This window comes from Marinomonas sp. GJ51-14 (assembly GCF_055808695.1).
Genome location: NZ_CM147879.1, coordinates 2525145 through 2546904, shown reverse-complemented (window position 1 = coordinate 2546904; position 21760 = coordinate 2525145). Strand labels below are relative to the sequence as shown.

20 protein-coding genes and 3 pseudogenes are annotated in these 21760 nt (G+C 42.5%); 8 read left to right on the top strand and 15 right to left on the bottom strand.

Going from position 1 to position 21760, the window contains the following annotated elements:
- Nucleotides 1-78: 78 nt before the first annotated feature.
- The 6 genes from AC0L3Y_RS12230 to AC0L3Y_RS12205 all read right to left on the bottom strand — a co-directional run bounded on the left by AC0L3Y_RS12230 (nt 79) and on the right by AC0L3Y_RS12205 (nt 4348).
- Nucleotides 79-390 (bottom strand): type II toxin-antitoxin system RelE/ParE family toxin, encoded by a 312-nt coding sequence (locus tag AC0L3Y_RS12230; protein ID WP_473463586.1) that lies wholly within the window; start codon nt 388-390, stop codon nt 79-81.
- On the bottom strand, nt 371-619 hold the full coding sequence (locus AC0L3Y_RS12225; protein ID WP_473463582.1) for a CopG family ribbon-helix-helix protein: 249 nt from the start codon (nt 617-619) through the stop codon (nt 371-373). The genes AC0L3Y_RS12230 and AC0L3Y_RS12225 overlap by 20 nt, the downstream gene beginning before the upstream one ends.
- Before the next feature lie 205 nt (nt 620-824).
- On the bottom strand, nt 825-1670 hold the full coding sequence (locus AC0L3Y_RS12220) for a nucleotidyl transferase AbiEii/AbiGii toxin family protein (protein ID WP_473463579.1): 846 nt from the start codon (nt 1668-1670) through the stop codon (nt 825-827).
- Nucleotides 1636-1902, bottom strand: a complete 267-nt coding sequence (locus AC0L3Y_RS12215) for a type IV toxin-antitoxin system AbiEi family antitoxin (protein ID WP_473463576.1) — start codon at nt 1900-1902, stop codon at nt 1636-1638. Before AC0L3Y_RS12215 ends, AC0L3Y_RS12220 begins: the two co-directional genes overlap by 35 nt.
- Nucleotides 1824-2627: a hypothetical protein gene (locus tag AC0L3Y_RS12210; protein ID WP_473463571.1), complete on the bottom strand. Its 804-nt coding sequence runs from the start codon at nt 2625-2627 to the stop codon at nt 1824-1826. The genes AC0L3Y_RS12215 and AC0L3Y_RS12210 overlap by 79 nt, the downstream gene beginning before the upstream one ends.
- A gap of 239 nt (nt 2628-2866) precedes the next feature.
- On the bottom strand, nt 2867-4348 hold the full coding sequence (locus tag AC0L3Y_RS12205) for a carboxypeptidase M32 (protein WP_473463565.1): 1482 nt from the start codon (nt 4346-4348) through the stop codon (nt 2867-2869).
- Between the two features lie 211 nt (nt 4349-4559).
- On the opposite strand from AC0L3Y_RS12205, the pseudogene AC0L3Y_RS12200 reads away from it, so the two are divergent.
- Nucleotides 4560-4715: pseudogene (locus AC0L3Y_RS12200) on the top strand (addiction module protein); the annotation flags it as partial.
- A gap of 223 nt (nt 4716-4938) precedes the next feature.
- Here AC0L3Y_RS12200 and purU read toward each other — a convergent pair.
- The 6 genes and pseudogenes from purU to AC0L3Y_RS12170 all read right to left on the bottom strand — a co-directional run bounded on the left by purU (nt 4939) and on the right by AC0L3Y_RS12170 (nt 12357).
- The gene (purU, locus tag AC0L3Y_RS12195; protein ID WP_473463560.1) at nt 4939-5805 is read right to left on the bottom strand and encodes a formyltetrahydrofolate deformylase; all 867 of its coding nucleotides are present in this window, start codon (nt 5803-5805) and stop codon (nt 4939-4941) included.
- 81 nt (nt 5806-5886) lie between these two features.
- Nucleotides 5887-6558, bottom strand: a complete 672-nt coding sequence (locus AC0L3Y_RS12190) for a sarcosine oxidase subunit gamma (RefSeq protein ID WP_473463556.1) — start codon at nt 6556-6558, stop codon at nt 5887-5889.
- A complete protein-coding gene (locus AC0L3Y_RS12185; protein WP_473463551.1) occupies nt 6551-9568 on the bottom strand; it encodes a sarcosine oxidase subunit alpha family protein in 3018 nt (1005 codons plus the stop codon). The genes AC0L3Y_RS12190 and AC0L3Y_RS12185 overlap by 8 nt, the downstream gene beginning before the upstream one ends.
- On the bottom strand, nt 9543-9902 hold the full coding sequence (locus AC0L3Y_RS12180; protein WP_473463546.1) for a sarcosine oxidase subunit delta: 360 nt from the start codon (nt 9900-9902) through the stop codon (nt 9543-9545). Before AC0L3Y_RS12180 ends, AC0L3Y_RS12185 begins: the two co-directional genes overlap by 26 nt.
- Before the next feature lie 12 nt (nt 9903-9914).
- Nucleotides 9915-11167: pseudogene (locus tag AC0L3Y_RS12175) on the bottom strand (sarcosine oxidase subunit beta family protein).
- A gap of 293 nt (nt 11168-11460) precedes the next feature.
- Nucleotides 11461-12357 (bottom strand): LysR substrate-binding domain-containing protein, encoded by an 897-nt coding sequence (locus AC0L3Y_RS12170; RefSeq protein ID WP_473463542.1) that lies wholly within the window; start codon nt 12355-12357, stop codon nt 11461-11463.
- 81 nt (nt 12358-12438) lie between these two features.
- On the opposite strand from AC0L3Y_RS12170, the gene AC0L3Y_RS12165 reads away from it, so the two are divergent.
- Nucleotides 12439-13092 carry a LysE family translocator gene (locus tag AC0L3Y_RS12165; protein WP_473463539.1) on the top strand — a complete coding sequence of 218 codons (654 nt, stop codon included), beginning with the start codon at nt 12439-12441 and terminating at the stop codon, nt 13090-13092.
- Nucleotides 13093-13214: 122 nt separating this feature from the next.
- Here AC0L3Y_RS12165 and AC0L3Y_RS12160 read toward each other — a convergent pair whose 3' ends face one another.
- Nucleotides 13215-13607, bottom strand: coding sequence for a YciI family protein (locus AC0L3Y_RS12160; RefSeq protein WP_473463534.1), 393 nt, complete (start codon nt 13605-13607; stop codon nt 13215-13217).
- A 194-nt stretch (nt 13608-13801) separates the two neighbouring features.
- On the opposite strand from AC0L3Y_RS12160, the gene AC0L3Y_RS12155 reads away from it, so the two are divergent.
- The 6 genes from AC0L3Y_RS12155 to AC0L3Y_RS12130 all read left to right on the top strand — a co-directional run bounded on the left by AC0L3Y_RS12155 (nt 13802) and on the right by AC0L3Y_RS12130 (nt 18939).
- Entirely contained in the window at nt 13802-14482 is a 681-nt protein-coding gene (locus AC0L3Y_RS12155) for a malonic semialdehyde reductase (protein WP_473463530.1), read from the top strand.
- A 48-nt stretch (nt 14483-14530) separates the two neighbouring features.
- Nucleotides 14531-14980, top strand: a complete 450-nt coding sequence (locus tag AC0L3Y_RS12150; RefSeq protein WP_473463526.1) for an OsmC family protein — start codon at nt 14531-14533, stop codon at nt 14978-14980.
- 39 nt (nt 14981-15019) lie between these two features.
- Nucleotides 15020-16111 carry a C4-dicarboxylate TRAP transporter substrate-binding protein gene (locus AC0L3Y_RS12145; RefSeq protein WP_473463520.1) on the top strand — a complete coding sequence of 364 codons (1092 nt, stop codon included), beginning with the start codon at nt 15020-15022 and terminating at the stop codon, nt 16109-16111.
- A gap of 64 nt (nt 16112-16175) precedes the next feature.
- Nucleotides 16176-16754: a TRAP transporter small permease subunit gene (locus tag AC0L3Y_RS12140; RefSeq protein ID WP_473463515.1), complete on the top strand. Its 579-nt coding sequence runs from the start codon at nt 16176-16178 to the stop codon at nt 16752-16754.
- A complete protein-coding gene (locus AC0L3Y_RS12135) occupies nt 16751-18058 on the top strand; it encodes a TRAP transporter large permease (protein ID WP_473463510.1) in 1308 nt (435 codons plus the stop codon). Before AC0L3Y_RS12140 ends, AC0L3Y_RS12135 begins: the two co-directional genes overlap by 4 nt.
- An 11-nt stretch (nt 18059-18069) precedes the next feature.
- Nucleotides 18070-18939, top strand: a complete 870-nt coding sequence (locus tag AC0L3Y_RS12130) for a dioxygenase family protein (RefSeq protein WP_473463507.1) — start codon at nt 18070-18072, stop codon at nt 18937-18939.
- 128 nt (nt 18940-19067) lie between these two features.
- Here AC0L3Y_RS12130 and uxuA read toward each other — a convergent pair.
- Both uxuA and AC0L3Y_RS12120 read right to left on the bottom strand, forming a co-directional pair.
- A pseudogene (uxuA, locus tag AC0L3Y_RS12125) lies at nt 19068-20256 on the bottom strand (mannonate dehydratase).
- A 1-nt stretch (nt 20257) separates the two neighbouring features.
- Nucleotides 20258-21727: a mannitol dehydrogenase family protein gene (locus AC0L3Y_RS12120; protein WP_473463502.1), complete on the bottom strand. Its 1470-nt coding sequence runs from the start codon at nt 21725-21727 to the stop codon at nt 20258-20260.
- Nucleotides 21728-21760 lie beyond the last annotated feature (33 nt).

Below are 21760 nucleotides of genomic sequence, written 5' to 3'. Positions count from 1 at the left end.
TACAAGTTCCACAAAGGAGTCGGGAAACGAGATATAACTAGGTTTTAAGAATAGGTGGTACAGTAAATTGTTAATGCTTTAACTGTCCAATGGCCATAATTGAGCATCGTGCATCACTCTTAGTATCTGTAGTTCGTGTTTCAATGCATCTGTATTTGACTGAGCGACTCGATAAATAACGATGAAAGGTACATTACTTACAACCAATTCTCTTGTACCTTCTAATCGCCCCAAACGTCCTGCTTTCGGATGAATCGGCAGCATTAACTCAATAGAATCTAAAATAGTCAGCACCGTCGCCAATGCAATAGAGCTATGCTCTGTTTTACTAATATATTCTTCCACACGATCTAAATCGTCTTGCGCTAAATCAGTCCATTTGATTTGCACGCTTTGCCTCCCATTTCGCTTTTACATCGTCGTGGTTACTCAAACGTCCAGCATCTGCTGCTTCAATTCCTTTTTGAACATCTCGAATAAAACCATCTTCTCGCTCTACATACTGCTTTATCGCCTGCGCCATTAACCACGCTCTAGGTCTATCAATAGCATCCGCCATTTGACCTATCCTTGATAAAGTCTCTTCATCCAATCTCACTGAAGTTGCTTTCAACGCCATATCAACCCTCCGAGGTTCTCTTGAATTCTATGAGATTTTCATTGTAGTCCTGATACACGACACTGTCACTTTTCTAAAATAAGTAACCAAATAATTGGGGGCAGAGCAAAGCAAACGCCAAGAGCGAGGTCAAACGGCAATCTAGAACAGTAACGTCGAACGGTGGCGTTTGGCTTGCTTCGAGTTCTCAGAGTTAGATAGTCAATCACGAGGATTCCAAGTTTACACCATCCCAAAAATCGGAAAGCCACAGCTCTATTTCATCGGGGTTATGTGGACTTGGAATCTTGAGTAAGCTGTTTATCAATGATTCCATTTGAGACGTTTTGAGCTCTCTCAGCTGGTCTAATGTTTTAGCGCTGGTGTTTGGATGTAACAAGAGCATATTTAGGTCATAACCTAATAAAAACGCGCCTTGACGCTCAATATTATAATTGAGTCTTTCCGCTGGTATGAAGTCTTCATATAACCGATCAAATTCAACATTGGAATATTCAGTAAGAATGATTAAAAAGTCCGCGATATCTTTGATTGTTTCTCGCTTTCGTTCTTGCCATGCCATTAATTTCAGCAGTACCAAACCAGCCAATGAAGAGACCTTCAGCTTTATGCTTTTACCAATATCGATTAATACCGAATTATCAAAAGCTTCTTGAAAGCCTGCAACAGACATAGTGATGACATGCTCTGGTGGCCATTGAATTTCACTCGTGTCATCCGCAATAGAACCAAACGGAATAATGTCTACGGGCAGTCCACTTATGTCGTGCATTAGGCGGTGAGGTAATTTGGTGTCGCTTAATCCTGACTCTAACAGTGCCTTTTTAACGTCAATAAAATCATTCCAGTCAGCGACCAAAATGGCCGTATCTATATCGTGAGTTTTTCGGCCTGGGTTTCTGTCGAATACATGATAAAGCAATAAATCCCGCGCTGTGGCTCCAGCAATAAAATAGGGAATGCCAAGCTGTGACGTCACATTCATAATGGCATCAAGTACAGGTTCAAATGCTGGATTAAGCGGGTGCTTCAGTGTATAGATATTTTTCATAAATCATCCTTGAGGTTTCTATATTGCGGCTATCCTTGCTCGCTTCTAGTTCGGCCATTGCTAATAAAGCTTGGCTTCTATTTGTCCACTTTAATTTATCTCCCCAAAAGGCAGAAACTAACCATAAATCGCCTTCAGGATTTGGTCGGCAATTCAATTGCGCCAACTTCTTTTGAAGAGGTAAACGGGTAAATAGCTGTAAGTCTTGAGGATGAAGGTACTGAGTGAGCATTTCTGCTGCGACTTCTCCCCCCAGTAATCCCCTTCTTCCATTGCAAGATCTTGCCAGTCGCCTTTATATTCAAGACGAATGCCTGACAACTTAGATCGAATAGACAATCGATAAGCTTCTACCCAAATCGCTAACATGCGTTTTGCGTCAAGTATTCGCCTATTTTTCCCTAAGCTAACGAGCGATTCACTTTCTAAAATCCCTAAACCTTTGCTCACCATTCCTAATGAAATATTCGCATATTCTGCCATTTCTCTATAAGAGCAATTAAGAATGTCAGGCTGAGACAATAAAGCAAACAGAAGCTTCGCCGAGCCTTCGCCTAACTTATTGGACTTGGCTTCATTAACAAATGGTTTTGGAGCTTTGCTTTTTTGTGGCTCAATCCAAAGGTGCAATCCATTGTTGTCAATTTTCACATTACCAGCAGTGTCAATGAAGTTAAGGCCATTTTTCGTGCATATCTCTATCAAGTAAGGTGTGAGACGATTACAAATCAATAAAGTATTAGACGCATTTTCGCCCAAAAAAGGCTCTAAACTTTCCTTACGATGTATGTTTTTTACCGCAACATCAAAATAATAATTATCACTATTAACCGTCAGACGTAATTCACCGTTAGTGAAGCTATCATTATTGAATTCATCATTTTCTATGAATTGAGCTTTGATGTGAGCAGGAAGCAATGCCAGCGCATTGACCATTAATGATGATTGCATAGCCATAGTTAATATCGCTCTATCTCAAGTTGTTGTTCACGATAATACAATGTTCATGATTCATGAACAAGAATGCATCGTGAACAGTCACAGATATCGATTTAAAGGGGTCAGATCCCTTAAACATCAAAAGAATGATCGACCAAACTAGAAGAAATCAGAGCTAAAGCAAAACCCCATCCTAGCCTTCCCCTTGAAAGAAAAAGGGGAAGGGATAGTTCGAGGGCTTACTCTGAATGGTGCTGTTACAAATACCGCCCTTCTAGATGTTTTCTAAAGTGCGCGGCATTAAGCGTTTCACCTGTCGCTCTCTTCACTAATTCATCTGTTGTATGAAGTGAGGCTTGTGACCAGATGTTATCGCTTAGCCATTGGAAGATTGGGCTTAGGTCGCCGCTTTGGATGGCGGCTTCTATGTCGACGGTGTTGGTCATGGTGGCTTTGTATTGCGCGGCGTACATGGCGCCAAGTGTGTAGCTTGGGAAGTAACCGAAGGCGCCATCTGTCCAGTGGATGTCTTGCATGCAGCCGTTTTTGTAGTTGTTTTTAGTTGAGATACCAAGAGACGCTTTCATTTTTTCATCCCAAATGTCTGGTACGTCTGTGTGTTCAATCACGCCGTTAATTAAGTCGCGTTCTATTTCATAACGCATGATGACGTGGGCTGGGTAAGTCAGTTCGTCGGCGTCTACTCGGATAAAACCTTTGTCTACGCGTGTGTAGAGTTTGTAGAGATTTTCTTCGGCGAATACTGGGTCTTTGTGTGCGTTAAACGCGTCGGCAGAAAGGCGTGATAAGTGTGTGATGAAGTCTTTGCTGCGGCCAATTTGCATCTCAAAGAATAAGGATTGGGATTCATGGATTCCCATGGAGCGCGCTTCGCCGACGGGCAAACCCGCCAAGGCTTTTGGTAAACCTTGTTCGTAACGAGCGTGGCCAGTTTCGTGAACGATGCCCATAAGTGCTTGTACAAAGTCGCTTTCATCATAGCGGGTCGTGATGCGCACATCGGATGGCACACCACCACAAAATGGGTGAACACTTTGATCTAATCGGCCGTGGTCGAAATCAAACTTTAGTAATTTCATGATCTCTAAACCCAGTGATTTTTGCGCCGCGGTTGGGTAAGTGCCCGATGGCATGATGATGGATTCAGTCGCTTGCTTGGTAAGTGCTTTTTCGATCAGTTCTGGCAACCATGTTTTTACGTCTGAAAAAAGCACATCAAGCGACGCCGTCGTCGTGCCCGGTTCAAACTTGTCTAGCATGGCATCATAAGACGTTAAGCCAAGCGCTTCGCCTCGGATTTTTGCTTCTTCACGAGATAAGGCCACCACTTCTTTCCAGTTTTTCTCGAAGCCTGTCCAATCGTTTTCTTGGCGTTGTGAGCGCCATGCGTGTTCGCATTTGGAGCCCGCTTTAGATTGTGCTTGAACTAAGTCTTCTGGCAAAAGTGTGGCTTGCAACCATTGGCGTTTCATTTCTCGCAAGCTGGCAGTTTGTTCTGTGGTTAGGGTTTCGTTTTCTGCATTGTTAAACCACTCGCCAAGTTGTGGCTGAGTCGATAAACGGTGTACATGAACAGACAGTTCCGCCATGGCGTTTGAACGTGCTTCATTGCCACCAGCAGGCATATTCGCAGCAGCGTCCCAACCAAGCATAGCCTGAGCATGATTAAAGTGATTAATGGTTTGATAATGGGAAATAAGTTGCTCGTAGTTTGACATAATCTGGTTCTCTGCTTGTTCAAGAGTCGACTTTTGAGTGGTCGTTTTTAGTTCCTGACATCTTATTACATAGTGAGAAATGAGAACAGTGACGTATTATCAATGATCAGTTACATTTTCGATAAATCGATTTATACAGCTTAAACGTCAAATATTATTAGGTGCCTATGATGAAGTTAGACAATTTAAATACGAATGAAAAGTAACCTTAGCTCAACAGCTTTGGGATTCTGTGGCAGATGAACAGGACGTTATAGAACTAACAACGGTGCAAAAAAACGAATTGAACACTAGATTGGCTCAATTTGAATTAGATCAAAATATTGATTCAGATTGGAATACTGTGAAAGCTAAAATATTAGGTTAGGCACTGACTTTATCCAGTTATTCACAAAACACTTCATCGAGCATTAGTTAGCAAATTTTCATATGGTATTTTGTATAAAATACATGATGGCATCGTTATTCTTTTGGCTGTTATGCATTGCGCACGCGAGCCTAAAAAATAGGTATTACGAGTTTAAACGGGAAGTTCTAAAAAGCAAAAAGCCGCTTCAAGAGCGACCTTTTATTTTAAATACTAAAACAACTTACCCACCAAAAACCACAGTGCGTTTGTCATTTAAGAAGACACGTTTTTCGACATGATATTTCACCGCATTAAACAAGGTGACACGTTCAACATCCTGCCCTTTTGCCACAAGATCTTCTGGAAAATGTGCGTGGTTTACGGTTTGAATACCTTGAGTAATAATCGGCCCTTCGTCCAAATCATTGTTAACATAATGGGCTGTTGCACCAACCATTTTCACGCCTTTTTCCCAAGCTTGGTGATAAGGGCGAGCACCTTTAAAGCCGGGTAATAATGAATGGTGAATATTGATCGCTCGACCATCCAAATATTCACACATTTCTGGTGACAGCACTTGCATGTAACGGGCAAGCACTACCAATTCAGTGTCGTATTGCTCGATCAAGTCTCGAACTTTCGCTTCTTGCTCTGGTTTGGTTTCCGCACTGATTGGCAAATGGTAATACGGAATATCATGCCATTTTGCTAGTGGTTCTAAATCAGGGTGATTAGAAATAATCACGGTTACATCGATATTCAACTGACCTGTACGGAAGCGGTATAGTAAATCATTCAAACAATGGTCGTATTTCGACACCATGATCGCTACTTTTGTGCGGTGGTTTGGTGCAGTCAATTCCCATGTCATATCGAATTCCGCAGCGCGGCTGGCAAATTGCTCAGAAAACATCACTTCGCTAAAATCGTCATTAGGGGGAAAGAACTCAATGCGAATGAAAAACAGGCCTGATTCTCTGTCGTCAAACGAGTGAATTTCGTCGATGTAATTTTCTGCTTCTGCCATGTATCGAGTAACAACATCCACGGTACCAATAAGGCTCGGGCAACTTGCAGTAAAAATCCAAGGTAAAGTTTTCGATTTCATAAACTGTCTCTTAATATCATTTTTAGCTAATAAAAAGGCTGACCGCTACACGGCCAGCCTTAGCAGTGAGGTAAGTAAAAATTAGGCTTCGATTACAAGGCCATATTCCAAACTGGCATCTTGAATCCAAAGCCAGATGTAATCTGAAAATGAACGTCGAATAACGAGTTCAAAACGCTGTTCTCCAGTACGACGAATCGTCGTGGTACTTTTGGCAAACAAGGTTGATACCACTTTACCTACCGGAAATACCTTGAGGTGAAGGTCAATCGGCATTGATTTTTTTAGTAAATCCACCGCATTCACACCAGACAACTCCAATACCGTCGAGCCGCCACTGCTGTTCACCAGCGAATAGTGACCAGGCATTTCATCGCGGAATTTACTTTCAATTTCAAAGGTTTTTAAACCTGGGACCAGAATCAGCCACTCATCAGGTGACATCCAGCGAATCGAATAATCCTCGTTTTCAATTGAAGTTAATGGCTGTAGCGGTAATGAAATACCTAGCACTCGCTCCACTGCAGCTAATTGATCGGCGTTATTGCTATTACAGCGCAATGTCAGATGCCCCAATAATTTGAGTTCACGTAAATGTACTCCGCCACTCTTAGGGCCGACTTTTGCTAAATTAGAAAGATCCGCATGATGCAATGGCGATTGCCCTTCAATTTCAGGACCCGGCACTTGGTTCATCACGGCCGCTTTCGTGGCTGCGTTTTCTGCTGCCGTCATAGTATTTAAATCAGACATTTTGACGCTCCCCTTTTGGATCAAAGAAAATCGGGCTGCAAATTTCAGCTTCAATCACACTGCCATCAGCCATTGGGTAATATACTGTTTCCCCCATTTTTTCGAGGCCATCTTTAATAAAGCCCATCGCGATTGAATGACCTAGTGTTTCACTCCAATAGCTAGAACTAACATGCCCTTCCATCGGTATTGGCATTGGCGCATTAGGATCAAGAACGGCCTGAGAACCTTCTGGAATCACTACTTTAGGATCTTTTGTTTTCAGCCCCACCAGCTGTTTACGATTTTTACGAGTACAATCTGAACGATTCATCCCGCGCTTTCCGATGTAACTAAACGGTTTCTGGTTCGAGACACACCACCCCATACCAAGGTCATAAGGGTGAACTGATCCATCGGTATCCTGACCTGCAATAATAAAGCCTTTCTCAGCACGCAAAATATGCATGGTCTCTGTGCCATAAGGCGTTAGACCGTATTTAGCGCCCGCCTCAATCAGTTTTTCCCACACAGCCATTCCGTAATTTGCCTGTACGTTGATCTCAAATGACAATTCGCCAGTAAAGGAGATACGGAATACTCGAGCAGGAACACCCGCTACCGTGATTTGTTTCCAATCCATGTAACGGAAGTTCTCGTTAGTGACATCGAAATCCGTCAGTTCTTCCAACAGCTTGCGGCTGTTAGGGCCAGTAATGGTTGCCGTAGACCAATGGTCGGTTACCGTATTGAAATAGACTTCTAGCTCTGGCCATTCAGTTTGATGATAAATTTCTAGCCATTCATAAACATGTGCGGCACCGCCTGTGGTGGTGGTCATGACAAAGTGGTTTTCGCCAAGACAAGCCGTCACACCATCATCAAACACCATGCCGTCTTCACCACACATCAAGCCATAACGACATTTACCAATCGCCAATTTCGCCCAAGCATTAGAATAAACACGACCTAGAAATTCTCGTGCATCTTTGCCTTGAATATCAATTTTACCTAGCGTCGACGCGTCTAAAATACCAACTGCATTACGCACCGCCATACACTCACGATTAAGTGTCTGCTGCATGGTTTCGTTTTCTTGGGGAAAATACCAAGGACGCTTCCACTGGCCAACATCTTCAAATAATGCGCCCTGTTCAACGTGCCATTTATGCATTGCGGTATAACGCTCTGGCTCAAACAAGGCACCACTGTTACGTCCAATAATTACGCCGAATGCAATCGGCGTATAATTAGGGCGGAAAACCGTTGTACCTGTTTCAGGAATGGATTTGTTTAGTGCTTTAGCAGCAACTGCCATACCATTGATGTTGCCTAACTTACCTTGGTCAGTGCCAAATCCCATCGCGGTGTATCGCTTCACATGCTCGATGGCTTCAAAACCTTCACGACAGGCGATTTCGATTCCTGCCGCTGTCACATCTGTTTGATAATCAACAAACTGCTTAGGAGCCTGAGACGTTGGTTTCAAATGAGGAATATGAAACAGGCTCATTGGCGCTGCCATTTTTAAGGTTTTTACTTCTGGTAGAACCATATCAACTTCAGCTAAACCCAATTCAGTCAATGCTTTCTGCCCAGCGCTTACACCTTCTTGTAAGGCAATCTCAGTTTCATACTGACCGTTAATACCACCCGCTGTGAGTTGCTTCTGTAACGTAGGGCCCGGCAAGAAGCCCACCACAGAATCATCCCAAACAGGACGGCTACCAGTATGACAAGAAAGATGAATAACTGGGCTCCATCCACCTGACGTGGCAACCGTGTCTGCTTTAAATTTAGTAACCGAACCAACAATTTGCGTACCAGTTGAATTCAATGCAGCTACAGAAACGCCTGTAACACGTTTAGTTCCTTGTACTTCAATCACAGCAGAGCCTGAAATAATGTTCAATCCACGCTCACGGGCTGCGTCGATGCGATCGCCATTGGCGGCGTCTCGTGTATCAACAATAGCCACCACATTACGGCCCGCATCAGCCCAATCTAATGCAGCTTGATAGCCGTAATCGTTGGTGGTCATAACGACCAAGTCATTACCAGGCACAACGCCATAACGATTGATATAAGCCGATACCGCACCTGTGATCATACAACCCGGTACATCATTATTGGCATACACAAGAGGACGCTCATGAGCACCTGTTGCCAGCACAACCCATTTAGCGCGAACTCGATGCATTCGCTGACGCACATGATTAACAGGAGCAATGTCTGCCAAATGATCTGTACGACGTTCATGAATGGTCAGGAAGTTATGATCGTGATAACCGTTCACCGTTGAGCGTGGTAACAGTAATACATCTTCATAAGTGCTCAATTCTTCAACAACGGCACGAACCCACTCAGCCGCGGGTTTACCGTCAAGTTGTTCCGTACTGTTTAATAAACTTCCGCCCAATTCATTTTGTTCGTCCGCGATGATTACTCGAGCCCCACCACGGGCAGCAACTAAAGCCGAAGCCAAACCCGCTGGCCCAGCACCTACAATCATCACATCACAATGCTGATTAACCGCATCATAAGTGTCTGGATCCACTTCTTTCGGAGCTCGCCCAATGCCTGCGGCTTTACGAATCACAGACTCATAAGTGCTCCATAGTGATTCTGGAAACATGAAGGTTTTGTAATAGAAACCCGGAGGCATCATGTTACCGCCGACTTTACCTATCATCCCCATGACATCATTATCAACACTCGGCCAACCATTGGTTGAAGCGGAGACTAAACCATTAAATAATTCTTGCTGTGTTGCTCGAACATTCGGCACTTGAGTGGCTTCTGTCGCACCCAATTGCAACACGGCATTTGGCTCTTCTGCACCAGCGGCCACAATGCCGCGAGGGCGGCTGTATTTAAAACTACGCGCGACAACATCAATACCATTTGCGAGCATCGCTGATGCCAGCGTATCACCCTTGTAGCCTTTGTATTTTTTACCGTTATAAGTAAATGTTAATGGCGTTGAACGATCAATTCGGCCTCCATTATCGAGGCGATTCTGTTGAGTCATGATTCCGCTCCTGAGATATTTTTTTATTTATATCAATAGCTTGCTGAGCAGGACTGGCGACGACAGATGGCTGTTCGCCAATCTTGTAGACTTCTTTAATTTCGTAGCTCTGAGTATCGCGAGTCATATTGAAGAATTTTCGACAACCGGCAGCATGTACCCATAATTCATGGTGAAGACCACGAGGATTTTTTCTGAAAAAAAGATATTCCCCCCACTCCTCATCAGAACAAGCTTCAGGGTCCAATGGACGTGAAATATGAGCTTGGCCGACGGCATGGAACTCTTCTTCTATACGGTATTCCGCACAATGCGGGCAGTAAATATGTAACATTTCAATCCCCTTTTAGTGCGCTACACCAGCAGCGCCATGCTCATCGATTAGCGCGCCTGTATAGAAGCGTTTAATAGAGAAAGGTTCAGCAATTGGATGTGGTTTACCATTTGCTAATGTATGAGCAAATAAATTGCCTGAACCCGGCGTACCTTTAAATCCACCCGTTCCCCAACCACAATTAAAAAATAGATTTTTTACGGATGTTTCTGAAATAATTGGACTCGCATCTGGACAAGCATCCACAATCCCCCCCACTGACGGTTCATACGAACTCGGCTGGTGCAGGGAAACAACTCAACAATCGCTTGGACAGTTTGCTCAATAATGCCGTAAGAACCACGCTGGCCGTATCCAACCCAACCATCAATACCGGCACCAATAACCAAATCGCCTTTATCTGACTGACTCATGTAGCCATGTACATGGTTAGACATCACGACAGTATCAAGGAAAGGTTTGATTGGCTCGGAAACTAAAGCTTGTAAAGGGTGGGATTCAACCGGTAATTCAAAGCCAGCCATCTTCGCTAACACACCACTGTTACCAGCAACAACACAACCAACACGATCTGCTTTTATTAAGCCATGTTGCTTCGTTTTAACGCCGGTGATTTTTCCGTCATTGATTTCCATGTCAATCACTTCACAGTTTTGTATTAGATCAACGCCCAAGGCGTCCGCTGCTCGCGCATATCCCCAAGCAACTGCATCGTGACGTGCGTTACCTGCTCGACGCTGAACTGATGCTCCCATAATTGGATAACGAGCATTTTTCGAACAATCCATTGTTGGGATTTCTTTTTGCAGCTGCTCGGCATCGACCATTTCATTATCAATACCTTGCAAACGGTTGGCTGCCACTAAACGTTCGTTTGCTCGCATGTCCTGCAATGTATGGCAAGTATGATAAACACCTCGCTGAGAGAACATGACGTTGTAGTTTAATTCTTGCGCCAAACCTTCCCATAGCTGCATGGAATGTTCATACAAAGCCGCGGACTCATCCCAAAGGTAGTTCGAACGTACAATCGTAGTATTACGACACGCATTACCACCACCTAAATGGCCTTTTTCAAGTACCGCTACATTGGTAATGCCATGTTCTTTCGCCAAATAATAGGCGGTTGCCAAACCATGACCACCGCCACCAATGATGATCACATCGTATTTTTTCTTTGGCGTAGGGTTACGCCACACACGCTGCCAGTTTTCATGATGACTCAAACTGTGCTTTAACAACCCAAAGCCGGAATAATGCTGCATTTAATCAGCTCCTTTACATATACAATCGATTCAAATAATCGTCGTGGTGTGGTGAATAAAAATGGTGTCGTTTTAGATAGACTAAAACAGCCATAGGTTATGCGTTTGCACTGATAATAAAGACAATGATTTATGCTCTTATGCTTGAGAGCGTCCAGCGGATGACAATTAGCGACAGAGGAAGGGTTGCGTATTTGGACAAAAAGGAAAATGCTCTATTAAATAATGAATATCTAGAACAAATAAAAGAGGAGTACTTTATGATAAAAAGGTGCACGCTGTTATTTGATAGCTTATGCCTCATTTTTTTGTTGAATAAGCCAATCACAAAACATTTTTATTCTTGGGTCTTGATTTGAGTCGTTTAAAGAAAGAATGACATAGTCATAACCTGTCGGTTGCATGCCGAATGGCGCGATAAGTCGTTGTTTCTCTAAGTCATCAGAAACCAAGGGAGTGGAGCCAATGGCAATCCCTAAATTATCCTGAGCCGCTTGTAGAGCATAAAAAAAGTGATCAAAATATTGTTCATTTTTCGGTGATGCGTTTTCAATAGCAGCGATACTTATCCATTCCTCCCACGCTTCAGGACGAGTTCGACTGTGCAACCAATGCGCTTTATTAAGATCTTGCTGACTGTGTTTATGCCAATATTCTTGTGTGCAGACTGGCCCCGCTAACTCTGAATAAATCGGCGTCACTTGATAATCATCAGGTATTCCGAAATCTTTACGGCGAATTGCTACATCACAATTTTCAGATAATAAATTAATCGCACCACCCGCCATTTTTAGATCAATATTTAACTCTGGATATTGCTCTCTAAAATCACCTAAACGAGGCATGAGCCAACGCATTGCTAAACTAGGTTCGCAGGAGACGGTAAGAAAAGGTGATGTTGTATCATGACGATGAATGTCTTCTACCGTATTACTAAGCGCATCTAATGTTTCTGTTGCTGTTTTTAGGAGGCGTTGTCCTGCGGTTGTTAAATACACTCGTCGATTACGCCGAACAAACAAGCCAACACCAATTCGTTCTTCTATCTGCGCTACCGCTCGACTAATCGCGCCATGCGTTAAATGCAACTCTTCAGCAGCTCGAGAAAAACTCTGATGTCGTGCAGCCGCTTCAAATGCTATTAATGCACTTAAAGGCGGAAGCTTTCTTTTTATGTGATTTTTACTCACAGTATTTACCACTTTTTATCGTTTTTATTGAATTTAAAATCAAACCATACTCTTATTATTCACAAATAAGAGAAGCTTACTATGTTAAACATAGATCATTTTGAACTCTATTCAGTTGCTATCATTACCCTATTAGCCGTCATCAGTCCTGGACCAGATTTTGCCATGGTGTCAAAAGTTGCACTGCTAAAAGGAAGACGGGCAGGTATTTTGTGTTCTATAGGTATCAGTGCAGCAATTAGTGTGCATATTGCTTATACCTTGTTCGGACTAGGCATTGTGTTTGCCAATAACATTTGGGTATTAAATACTTTACGCTATCTTGGCGCGCTCTATCTTATTTGGCTTGGTGTTTCAGCGCTTTGGCCGGACATTAAAAACTTGTTTTCAAATACCATAAACAAGCACCCCAAAGACAGCACTCAACAAAATAACAGAGCTATAAATAATTCATCACCTTTTTGGACAGGCTTTGCCTGTAACGCACTCAACCCAAAAACAATGTTGTTTATTGTCTCTTTGTTTAGTCAGATCATTTCAGACGAAACACCTTTAGCCATAGAGTTAGGTTATGGACTTTATATTTCCTTAGTGCATTTTGTTTGGTTTACTCTGGTTGCCTGTCTACTGACTTCTGAAAGAGTACAAAAGAAGGTATTGATCTTAAAGGTGTGGATTGAAAGGGTCACTGGTGTGTTGTTGACTTCGTTTGGGATTCGCTTATTGGTTGATTAATCAATTTTTCCTGTCGACTCAACTGTCTCGGAACACAGATAAAAAAGGTAGGACAGCAAAAACACCTGTCCTACCAAGACAGAACTGCTTCTCTTAAAAACTAAACAATTAAAAACAAAAAATCAGTCTTCAGATAAAGAAACCGATTGTGCTGATAGTTTGATATTGACCTGCAAACTTCCTTCATTAATTAACCAACGACGTATTTTATATACTCGCGCGCCACGGCTATGCATTGGGTCTTTTTCAGTGATATTTTTGGCTATTTCTAAGCTGGCAGCTTTATAAACAATCATGCCTGAGCCATTCATATTCTCACCCGATTCATCGGATAATGGACCTGCAAACATAAGGGTTCCAGCCTGTTCTTGCTCTGCCTGATATGCCAAATGATCCGCTAATGTTTGCTTCACTAATTCTGGATCACCAGCTGGCGTGCTTTCAATAACAAACACCTCCATTGCCAATGATCCGCGCTTTTTTGATGCTGCTTTATATTCGTTCCAGTCTGCCATTTTATTCTCCAAAGTAAGAAAAACCATCAAATAATATCGATATTATTTGACATAAAACTAAATTATCGCTAAAACTTAATCAAGCTATACTTTCGACATACCGTTAAAGTGATGTGGTTTTTTATAGATTTCTCAATAAATAATCGCTACTCGCTATGACCTTAACTTAAATAATAAAAATATAAGGATGGAGTATGAGTGGTTCTAATATCGATGCGTTAAGCAGTACTGAACTGGCAAAAATGCGTAGTGATGCTCAAGAAAATGTACGAGCATTACGTCAACGAAAACCAGCTCTAGATAAAGATTCAATTGATATGATTTTGCGTGATGCGCGCTCGCATTATGCTTGGCAAGACAAACCTATTCCGAAAGCCTTGCTTGAAGAGCTTTATGACATTGTTGCAAATGGTGCGACAAGCATGAATTGCTGCCCTGCTCGTTTCTTTTTTGTTACCTCAAAAGAGGGTAAAGATCGTCTTGCGACATCATTAAAAGAAAAAAACATAGACAAGATGAGAGCCGCGCCAGTCACCGTTATTATTGCTTATGACTTAGAGTTCTGGCGTAAACTTCCTTTCCTTTTCCCACATGAAGACAGACGTCCATTGTTCGAAGGCAAATCTGAGTACTGTGAAAAAACTGCTTTTTTAAACGGAACTCTTCAAGGTGCTTATTTGATGATTGCCGCTCGCGCATTAGGTCTCGATGTTGGTGCTATGTCTGGCTTCTCAAATGACATTGTTGATAAAGAGTTCTTTGCAGGTACAACATTGCGATCGAATTTTTTATGTAACTTAGGCTATGCCGACGAGAGCGCCTTATTTCAAAAGCTACCTCGTTTTGCATTTGATGATGTGTGTTCATTCCTGTAACAGCACAAATCTCAATCAAAATTTAATGCAAAATGAAAGGTGTTTTGAATGAAAATCACAATGAAAAAAACCGCATTATTACGAGCTGAATCGCATTGCAGCTCTCATGCTCGTAGCGACGTATCCATACGTGATGTGGTGTTAACCATTGATGAACCCGTCGAGCGTGGCGGAACTAATATTGGTCCAACACCAACTGAGTCAGTTGTAGCAACACTTATTGGTTGTACCAATGTCATCGCGCACAAATGCGCAAAAAAACTGAATATCAATATTGGTAATTTACATATTTCAGCAGTCTGTGAGTTTGACCGTCGAGGTGTATTACTGGAAGAAGAAATTGATATTCCGTTTAAGAAAGTCACTTTAACAGTGAAGACAAACCCTACTGTTGATAAATCGGAGCTAGATCGTATTGCTAAAGACGTCACAAAGTACTGCCCTTTGTCGAAATTATTTCAACAAGCAGGCACCGAAATTGAGGCGATTTGGCTATAGATAAACGAATTTAATCTAAAACAATATAGGTAGATAACAATGAAAATAACAATAAAAAAACTACTTCAGAAAAAAGCCATAGTGATTACCATGGCTTCGTTAATATCTCTTCCTGCTGTGGCAACTGAAACTATAAAAGCAGTTGTCATTGATGGGTATCCGGCAAAATCCATGTGGGTAGATGAGTTTTCCAACTTTTTTATTCCACAAGTCAATGAGCGTCTAGCAAAAACCAATAACTACAAAATCGATTGGCAAGAATCCTACGGTGGCACCATTGTAAAACCTAAAGGTGTGTTAGATGGAATTAAGTTAGGGCTTGGTGATATCGGTATCGTAACGACAGTTTTTCACAACTCAAAACTACCAAGCCAGACATTAGCAGCAGTAACCCCATTTGTATCTGTGGACGCTAGAGTTGTTGCCAAAGCGATGGATGAAATTGCCAAAGAATTCCCAACCATGGAAAAAGAATTCGATAAGCAAAAGCAAGTTTACCTCGCAACTGGTGTTGTCTTAGACACCTACCAAATTTTCAGTAAAGAACGCATCGAATCCATCCAAGACCTTGAGGGCGGAAAAGTCGCTGGTGCAGGCATCATTCTGCGTTATCTAGATGGTATTCATAACGCTGCAGGTGTTCGAGGTGGCTTAACTGATTTTTATAATATGGTTTCAACAGGTTTAGTTGACCATGCCATGCTTTGGCCAGAAGCGGCGAAAACATTCAAAATTGCTGAAGTTGCCCCTTACATGCTGAAAGCCGACTTAGGTGCAGTTAACTCAAAAACCGTTACTGCAAACAGTCGTTTCTGGAAAAAACTTCCTAATGAAGTCAAACAGGTAATCCAAGACGTTGCCGTCGAGTACCGTGATCACATCGCTAATATTGCAATGGACCGAGCTCAGGAAAGTTTAGACGCTTATGTTGCTGCTGGCGGTACTGTTGTGACAATGAGCCAAAAAGCAAGAAAAGAGTGGGCTGATTCCATGCCTGACTTAGCGGCTGAATGGGCTGCAGGCTTAGATAAAAAAGGTGAACCAGGCACTGAAATGTTGCGTGCTTATATGGCGAAATTAAAAGCAGCAGGATTTACACCTGCTCGTGACTGGACAGCTAGCCTGAAGTAAAGCCGTATTTTTAAATCGTTACGATTTTCATAATTACGGCTCTCATAATCATGGAGTAAATGCTATGTCCAACCTGATTTTTCAAGGTCTCAACAAGTTGTCAAGAATAGCCAACAGCATAGCTGTCATTGCCAACACTGTTGGCACCTTGATGGTGCTTTGTCTTGTTCTTGTTGTTGACTACGATGTCATTGCACGGGGGGCCTTTAATAAGCCCTTCGGCGGTGCTGTCGAAGTCGTGCAATTCACTATGGTATTGATTGTTTTTTTACAATTACCCGATGTTGTACGAGTGAATAGACTCACTCGCTCAGACGGTTTCTTAGCCATTATGCAACCACGCTTCCCGAATATTGCTATGTGGGTAAGACGCTTTATTGATAGCGTTTCTGCAATATTGATGGCTCTCATTGCCATTGCAATATGGCCAGAGTTTATCGAGATGTTTGAAACTAAAGACTATTTTGGTGTCCCCGGCGTTTTTGTCGCACCTTGGTGGCCAATTAAGCTCGTTATATTTTTGAGTGCAAGCCTGTGTTCATTAATTTTCACACTTAAAGTCATCCTTGCTACAACCAATATTCGACTCATTCGCATGGACGAAATGAAGGATAAAGCCATATCGTCAGGAGAAAAAATATGAGTCCAATTGAGATTGGTGTTATCTCAGTTATTGCCATTATTGTTTTGGTGTATCTGGGTCTTTATATCCCTGTTGCGCTTGGTGTTGTCTCGTTTGTCTCAATTTGGCTAATGCGTGATGACTTCGAGCTTTCTATGAACTTATTAAAAATCGCTGTTGGTGACAGTGTCATGGAATACACCTTTGCCACAGTGCCTCTATTCACCTTTATGGGGCTTATAGTCTCTAAGGCAGGAATGGGGGCCGATATTTATGAAGTGATGAATTCAGGCTTTAAAAAGGTCAAAGGCGGAATTGGCATGGCAACCGTTGGAGCAAATGCTGTCTTCGCGGCCGTGACAGGTTCCTCTATTGCATCTGCATCTGTATTTGCCAAAGTATCTGTTCCTGAAATGCTCAAATATGACTACAACCCTCGCTTTGCGGTTGGTGTTGTTGCAGGTTCTTCTGTATTGGGCATGATTATTCCTCCATCGGCCATGCTGATTATTTATTCCTTCGTGGCGGAGCAATCCGTAGGGGAAATGTTTTTAGCAGGTGTTGTACCAGGAGTTTTATTAGCTGTGGCTTATATCGCAGCTATTTGGTTAATGGGAAAACTTATACCGAAATACGTTGGTGGCAAACCAGCAACTGAATATGAGTGGATGTCATTTAAAGAGGTATTTTCCAAAACTGCACCATTAGTCACTTTAATTACTATTGTATTAGGTGGCATATATACAGGCTGGATGACGCCTGTTGAAGCTGGTGCGGCAGGCGCGGCCGTTGGTCTTATCATTGCGACCATTCGAGGCAAAATGAACATGAAGGCGTTTTGGGAAGCGCTTATTGAAACAGGGCATATTACTGCGTCCATTCTATTCCTTATTACCGCTGCATCTATTTACAGCCGTATGTTAGGGCTAGCAGGATTACCAAACGAATTGGCCGTAATACTAGAGCAGAATCAGATGAGTTTTATGATGATCATGGTGATTTACGTTTGCCTAATGCTGTTCTTAGGAACCTTGTTAGACACAGCGTCGATTATCCTAATCGTTGTACCTCTGTTCTTACCTCTTATCGAACCAATGGGTCTAAGTCTTGTTTGGTTCGGCATCATAACAGTGATCGGCGCAGAAATCGGCTTACTGACGCCACCATTAGGCATCAGTTGCTTCGTTATTAAAGCCAGTTTGGATGATGATCGTATCAGTCTAAAAGATGTGTTTATGGGGTCATTACCTTTCGCATTTGTCATGTTGATCGTTCTTATTCTCTTGATCAATTATCCCGTACTTAGCATTGGAATCTTAAATTAAGGAGATCGCTTATGCGTTCTGTTACCGCTGAAAATATTACTGAAACGTTTCTTGGATATTTCGGAAAAGACACAGACCCAAGAATCAAAGAAATCATGACAAGTCTTGCTCATCATTTGCATGGTTTTATCAAGGACACAAAGTTAACCCATGACGAATGGCGTGAATCTCTAGAATTATTAAAATGGACTGGAGAAATCACCACGCCAGAGCGAAATGAGTTTGTTCTTTTATCGGATGTGTTAGGAGTGTCGTCTTTGGTCGATATGATTAACTCTAATCCTGCCGCCACTAGCTCTAGTGTATTGGGTCCATTCCATGTAACCGATGCCCCCCCTATGGCTTTGGGAGCAGATTTTAAGCGCCATTATGAAGGGGAAGTCATCTTGGTTGAAGGCTATATAAAAGACACTGAAGGCAATGTTATCCCTGGTGCTTCGGTCGATATTTGGCAAACTGCACCGAATGGTTTGTATTCCTCACAAGACGATGAACAAGACATTAATAGTTTTCATGGCGTCTTCACAGCAGATGAAAATGGCTATTACTGCTTCACGACAGTAAGACCTGTTTCTTACACTGTGCCCAGCGATGGCCCTGTTGGTAAGATTCTTGATGCCACAGGTCGCCACCCATGGCGCCCTTCTCACTTACATTATATTGTCTCAGCGGAAGGCTACCGTTCATTAGTTACTGAAGTTTTCCCAGATGATGATCCTTACCTTGACCAAGATACAGTGTTTGGTGTTCGTGAAGATTTGGTCATCAGTTATAAACCACAAGCAGCAGGCACATTCCCGAAAGAAGGGTTTGAGTTGTCTGGCAAGGTAGATGGCTCATTTTCAAAAATTGATTTTGATGCCATTTTGATTAAGAAATAAAACAATTGGGTACGATTTACAAAATCGCTTAAAAAAACGCCTTCTGTTCTAATCAAGAACAGAAGGCGTTTTTCTTTTACACTAAGGTACATCAAGGTTTGATTTTATAAAAACCATTTACTAGCAGATTAAGACGATGCTTTTAGCACGCTTTTTAACCCCATCTCTAAACCTCGTACTTCGGCTAACCCCTTCATTCGCCCTAAGGTTGAATAACCTGGTTTGGCGTCTTTGGCTAAGTCATTCAAAATCTGATGGCCATGATCTGGTCTCATCGGAATCAATTTAAAGGAAGTGTTGTCTTGGCGCTTGTGCTCTTCTTGGATCAAAGCACTGACCACGCCCACCATGTCCACATCGCCACCTAAATGGGATGCTTCATGGAAACTGCCTGCCACCTCTTCTCTTTTAGTTGAACGCAAATGGGTGAAATAAATACGTGAACCAAACTGCTTAATCATATCCACTAGGTCATTGTCTGCTCGCACACCATAAGAGCCTGTGCATAATGTCAGACCATTGACATCACTTGGTACGGAGCTCAACAACCATTCAACATCGTCCTTGACCGAAACCACTCGCGGCAAACCAAGAATTGGGCGCGGTGGATCATCAGGATGGATCGCTAATTTCAGTCCACCTTGTTCTGCGGCTGGAACGATTGCCTCTAGGAAAAGTTTTAAATGGTTACGCAAAGTGTCTTTATCAATATGATCGTATTCCGCCAGCTTGTCACGAAATTGCTCCAACGTGTAGCTTTCTTCTGCGCCCGGTAAACCCGCAATGATATTGGCAACCAATCGGTTTTTGTCTTCTTCTTTTAAGTTAGCAAGAAAGACTTTCGCTGCCGCTTTTTCTTCATCACTGTATTCGGCTTCAGCACCTTTACGCTCTAAAATATACAACTCAAATGCTGCAAACGCAGTTTGATCAAAACGCAGCGCTGCGCGAGCCATCTGGCAATTCGTACGCAAGATCCGTACGAGTCCAATCCAACACGGGCATGAAGTTATAGCACACAGTATCAATGCCACATTCAGACAAATTCAACAGAGTTTGTTTGTAGTTCTCGATGTATTCAAGATACTTGCCTGTGCGTTTTTTTATGTCTTCATGAACAGGAACACTTTCTACCACAGACCAACGTAAGCCATGAGCTTCAATCATCTCTTTACGAGATTGAATGATGTCGACTGGCCAAACATCGCCATTAGGAATTTCATGTAAAGCAGTTACCACGCCTGTTGCGCCACACTGACGAATGTCCGTCAAGGTTGTATCGTCGTTTGGTCCAAACCAACGCCAAGTATGTTCCATTCTATTCTCCGAGATTCATCATTTTGAGGTGGTCAAACTGCAAACAAGCGGCCACACCATTGGATGTCATTGTTAAGTAAGTCGTTAAAACGGTTTTGAAAAAGGCCTCGTCTTCACTGAATGCCTTAGGAAAAATATCGTGAATTGCTAACACACTGCGGATCAGATCTTCTGGTGTTTTATGCAACGCATGTAATTCACTTAATGTCTGTGACATTGGATCATCTACTTTATGAGGGTTTCCTTCTAGGTCTTTCCCTCCGGCATAAAGAATCCATGCAGCAACACCTAAAGCCGTTGCCGATAGATCTTTTTGTTGAACCAATAACTCTGCAGCGCCAGCTAACCAGCGTTGAGGAATTTTTTGTGATCCATCCATGGCGATTTGTGACAACTTATGTTGTAGGCTGTCATTAGCAAAACGGCTAATCAGACTTTCTATGTAGTTTTGAACATCAATGCCGTCAGGCATATCTAATGTTGGTAATGCTTCAAAAGTCATATAATGACGAATCAAGGCAATGAACTTTGGGTCCGCTACTGCGTCAGCAACCGTTTCCAGTTTCGCGGCACAACCGACATAAGCAAGTAATGAATGGCTACCATTAAGTAAACGCAGCTTCATGGTTTCAAATGGATGAACATCGTCTACCATTTGTACACCGTCGAGCTCCCAATCAGGTCGTCCTAATGGAAAGTTATCTTCTACAACCCATTGGCTGAAAGCTTCACACATTACAGCGTTTTGATCATCGCAATTCAGTTCATCATGCAAGCGCTTTTGTGATTCACCCGACATAGCAGGCACAATTCTATCGACCATCGAGCTAGGAAAGGCCACGTTATCTTGAACCCACTGTGCAAATTCTTCTGAACGATAAGAAGCCAACTCACAAACGGCAGCACGGGTTAGAGCTCCGTTATTTGGCATGTTGTCACAAGACAAAACAGTAAACGCAGGAAGACCCTGCTCTTTTCGTCTAAACAAGGCTTCAACTAAAATGCCTGGCGCAGTTTTTGGTTGGGCTGGATATTGAATATCATGCTGAATACTTGGGTCTTCTAGACGTAATTTTTTATCAGAGGGAGTGACGTAGTAGCCTTTCTCTGTCACTGTGAGTGTGACAATTTTTGTATTAGGTGAAAGCAGCCTTTCAAATAAAACCTCTTTGTCTTCCCCCGCAAACAAGGCATCTCTTATGGCGTTCACTTCTCTTAAATGCGCATGATCACTGTCTGTATATTCGGCAATATAGTAGCAACAGTCATTTGCCTTAAGTTGATCAACCAACTTACTGTTCGAGCGAATATTCACCGCACAAATCCCCCAATTACCACCGAGGTTTCGATTCAAGTTTTTTTCTATATAGACTGCTTGATGTGCTCGGTGAAAAGCACCTAAACCAATATGCACTATGCCAACTGCAACGTTTTCTGGACTATACATACTATTAGTTGTTGTTTTTATCATCGTCATTCCTTAAGTGGTTCACCTTTATGGAGA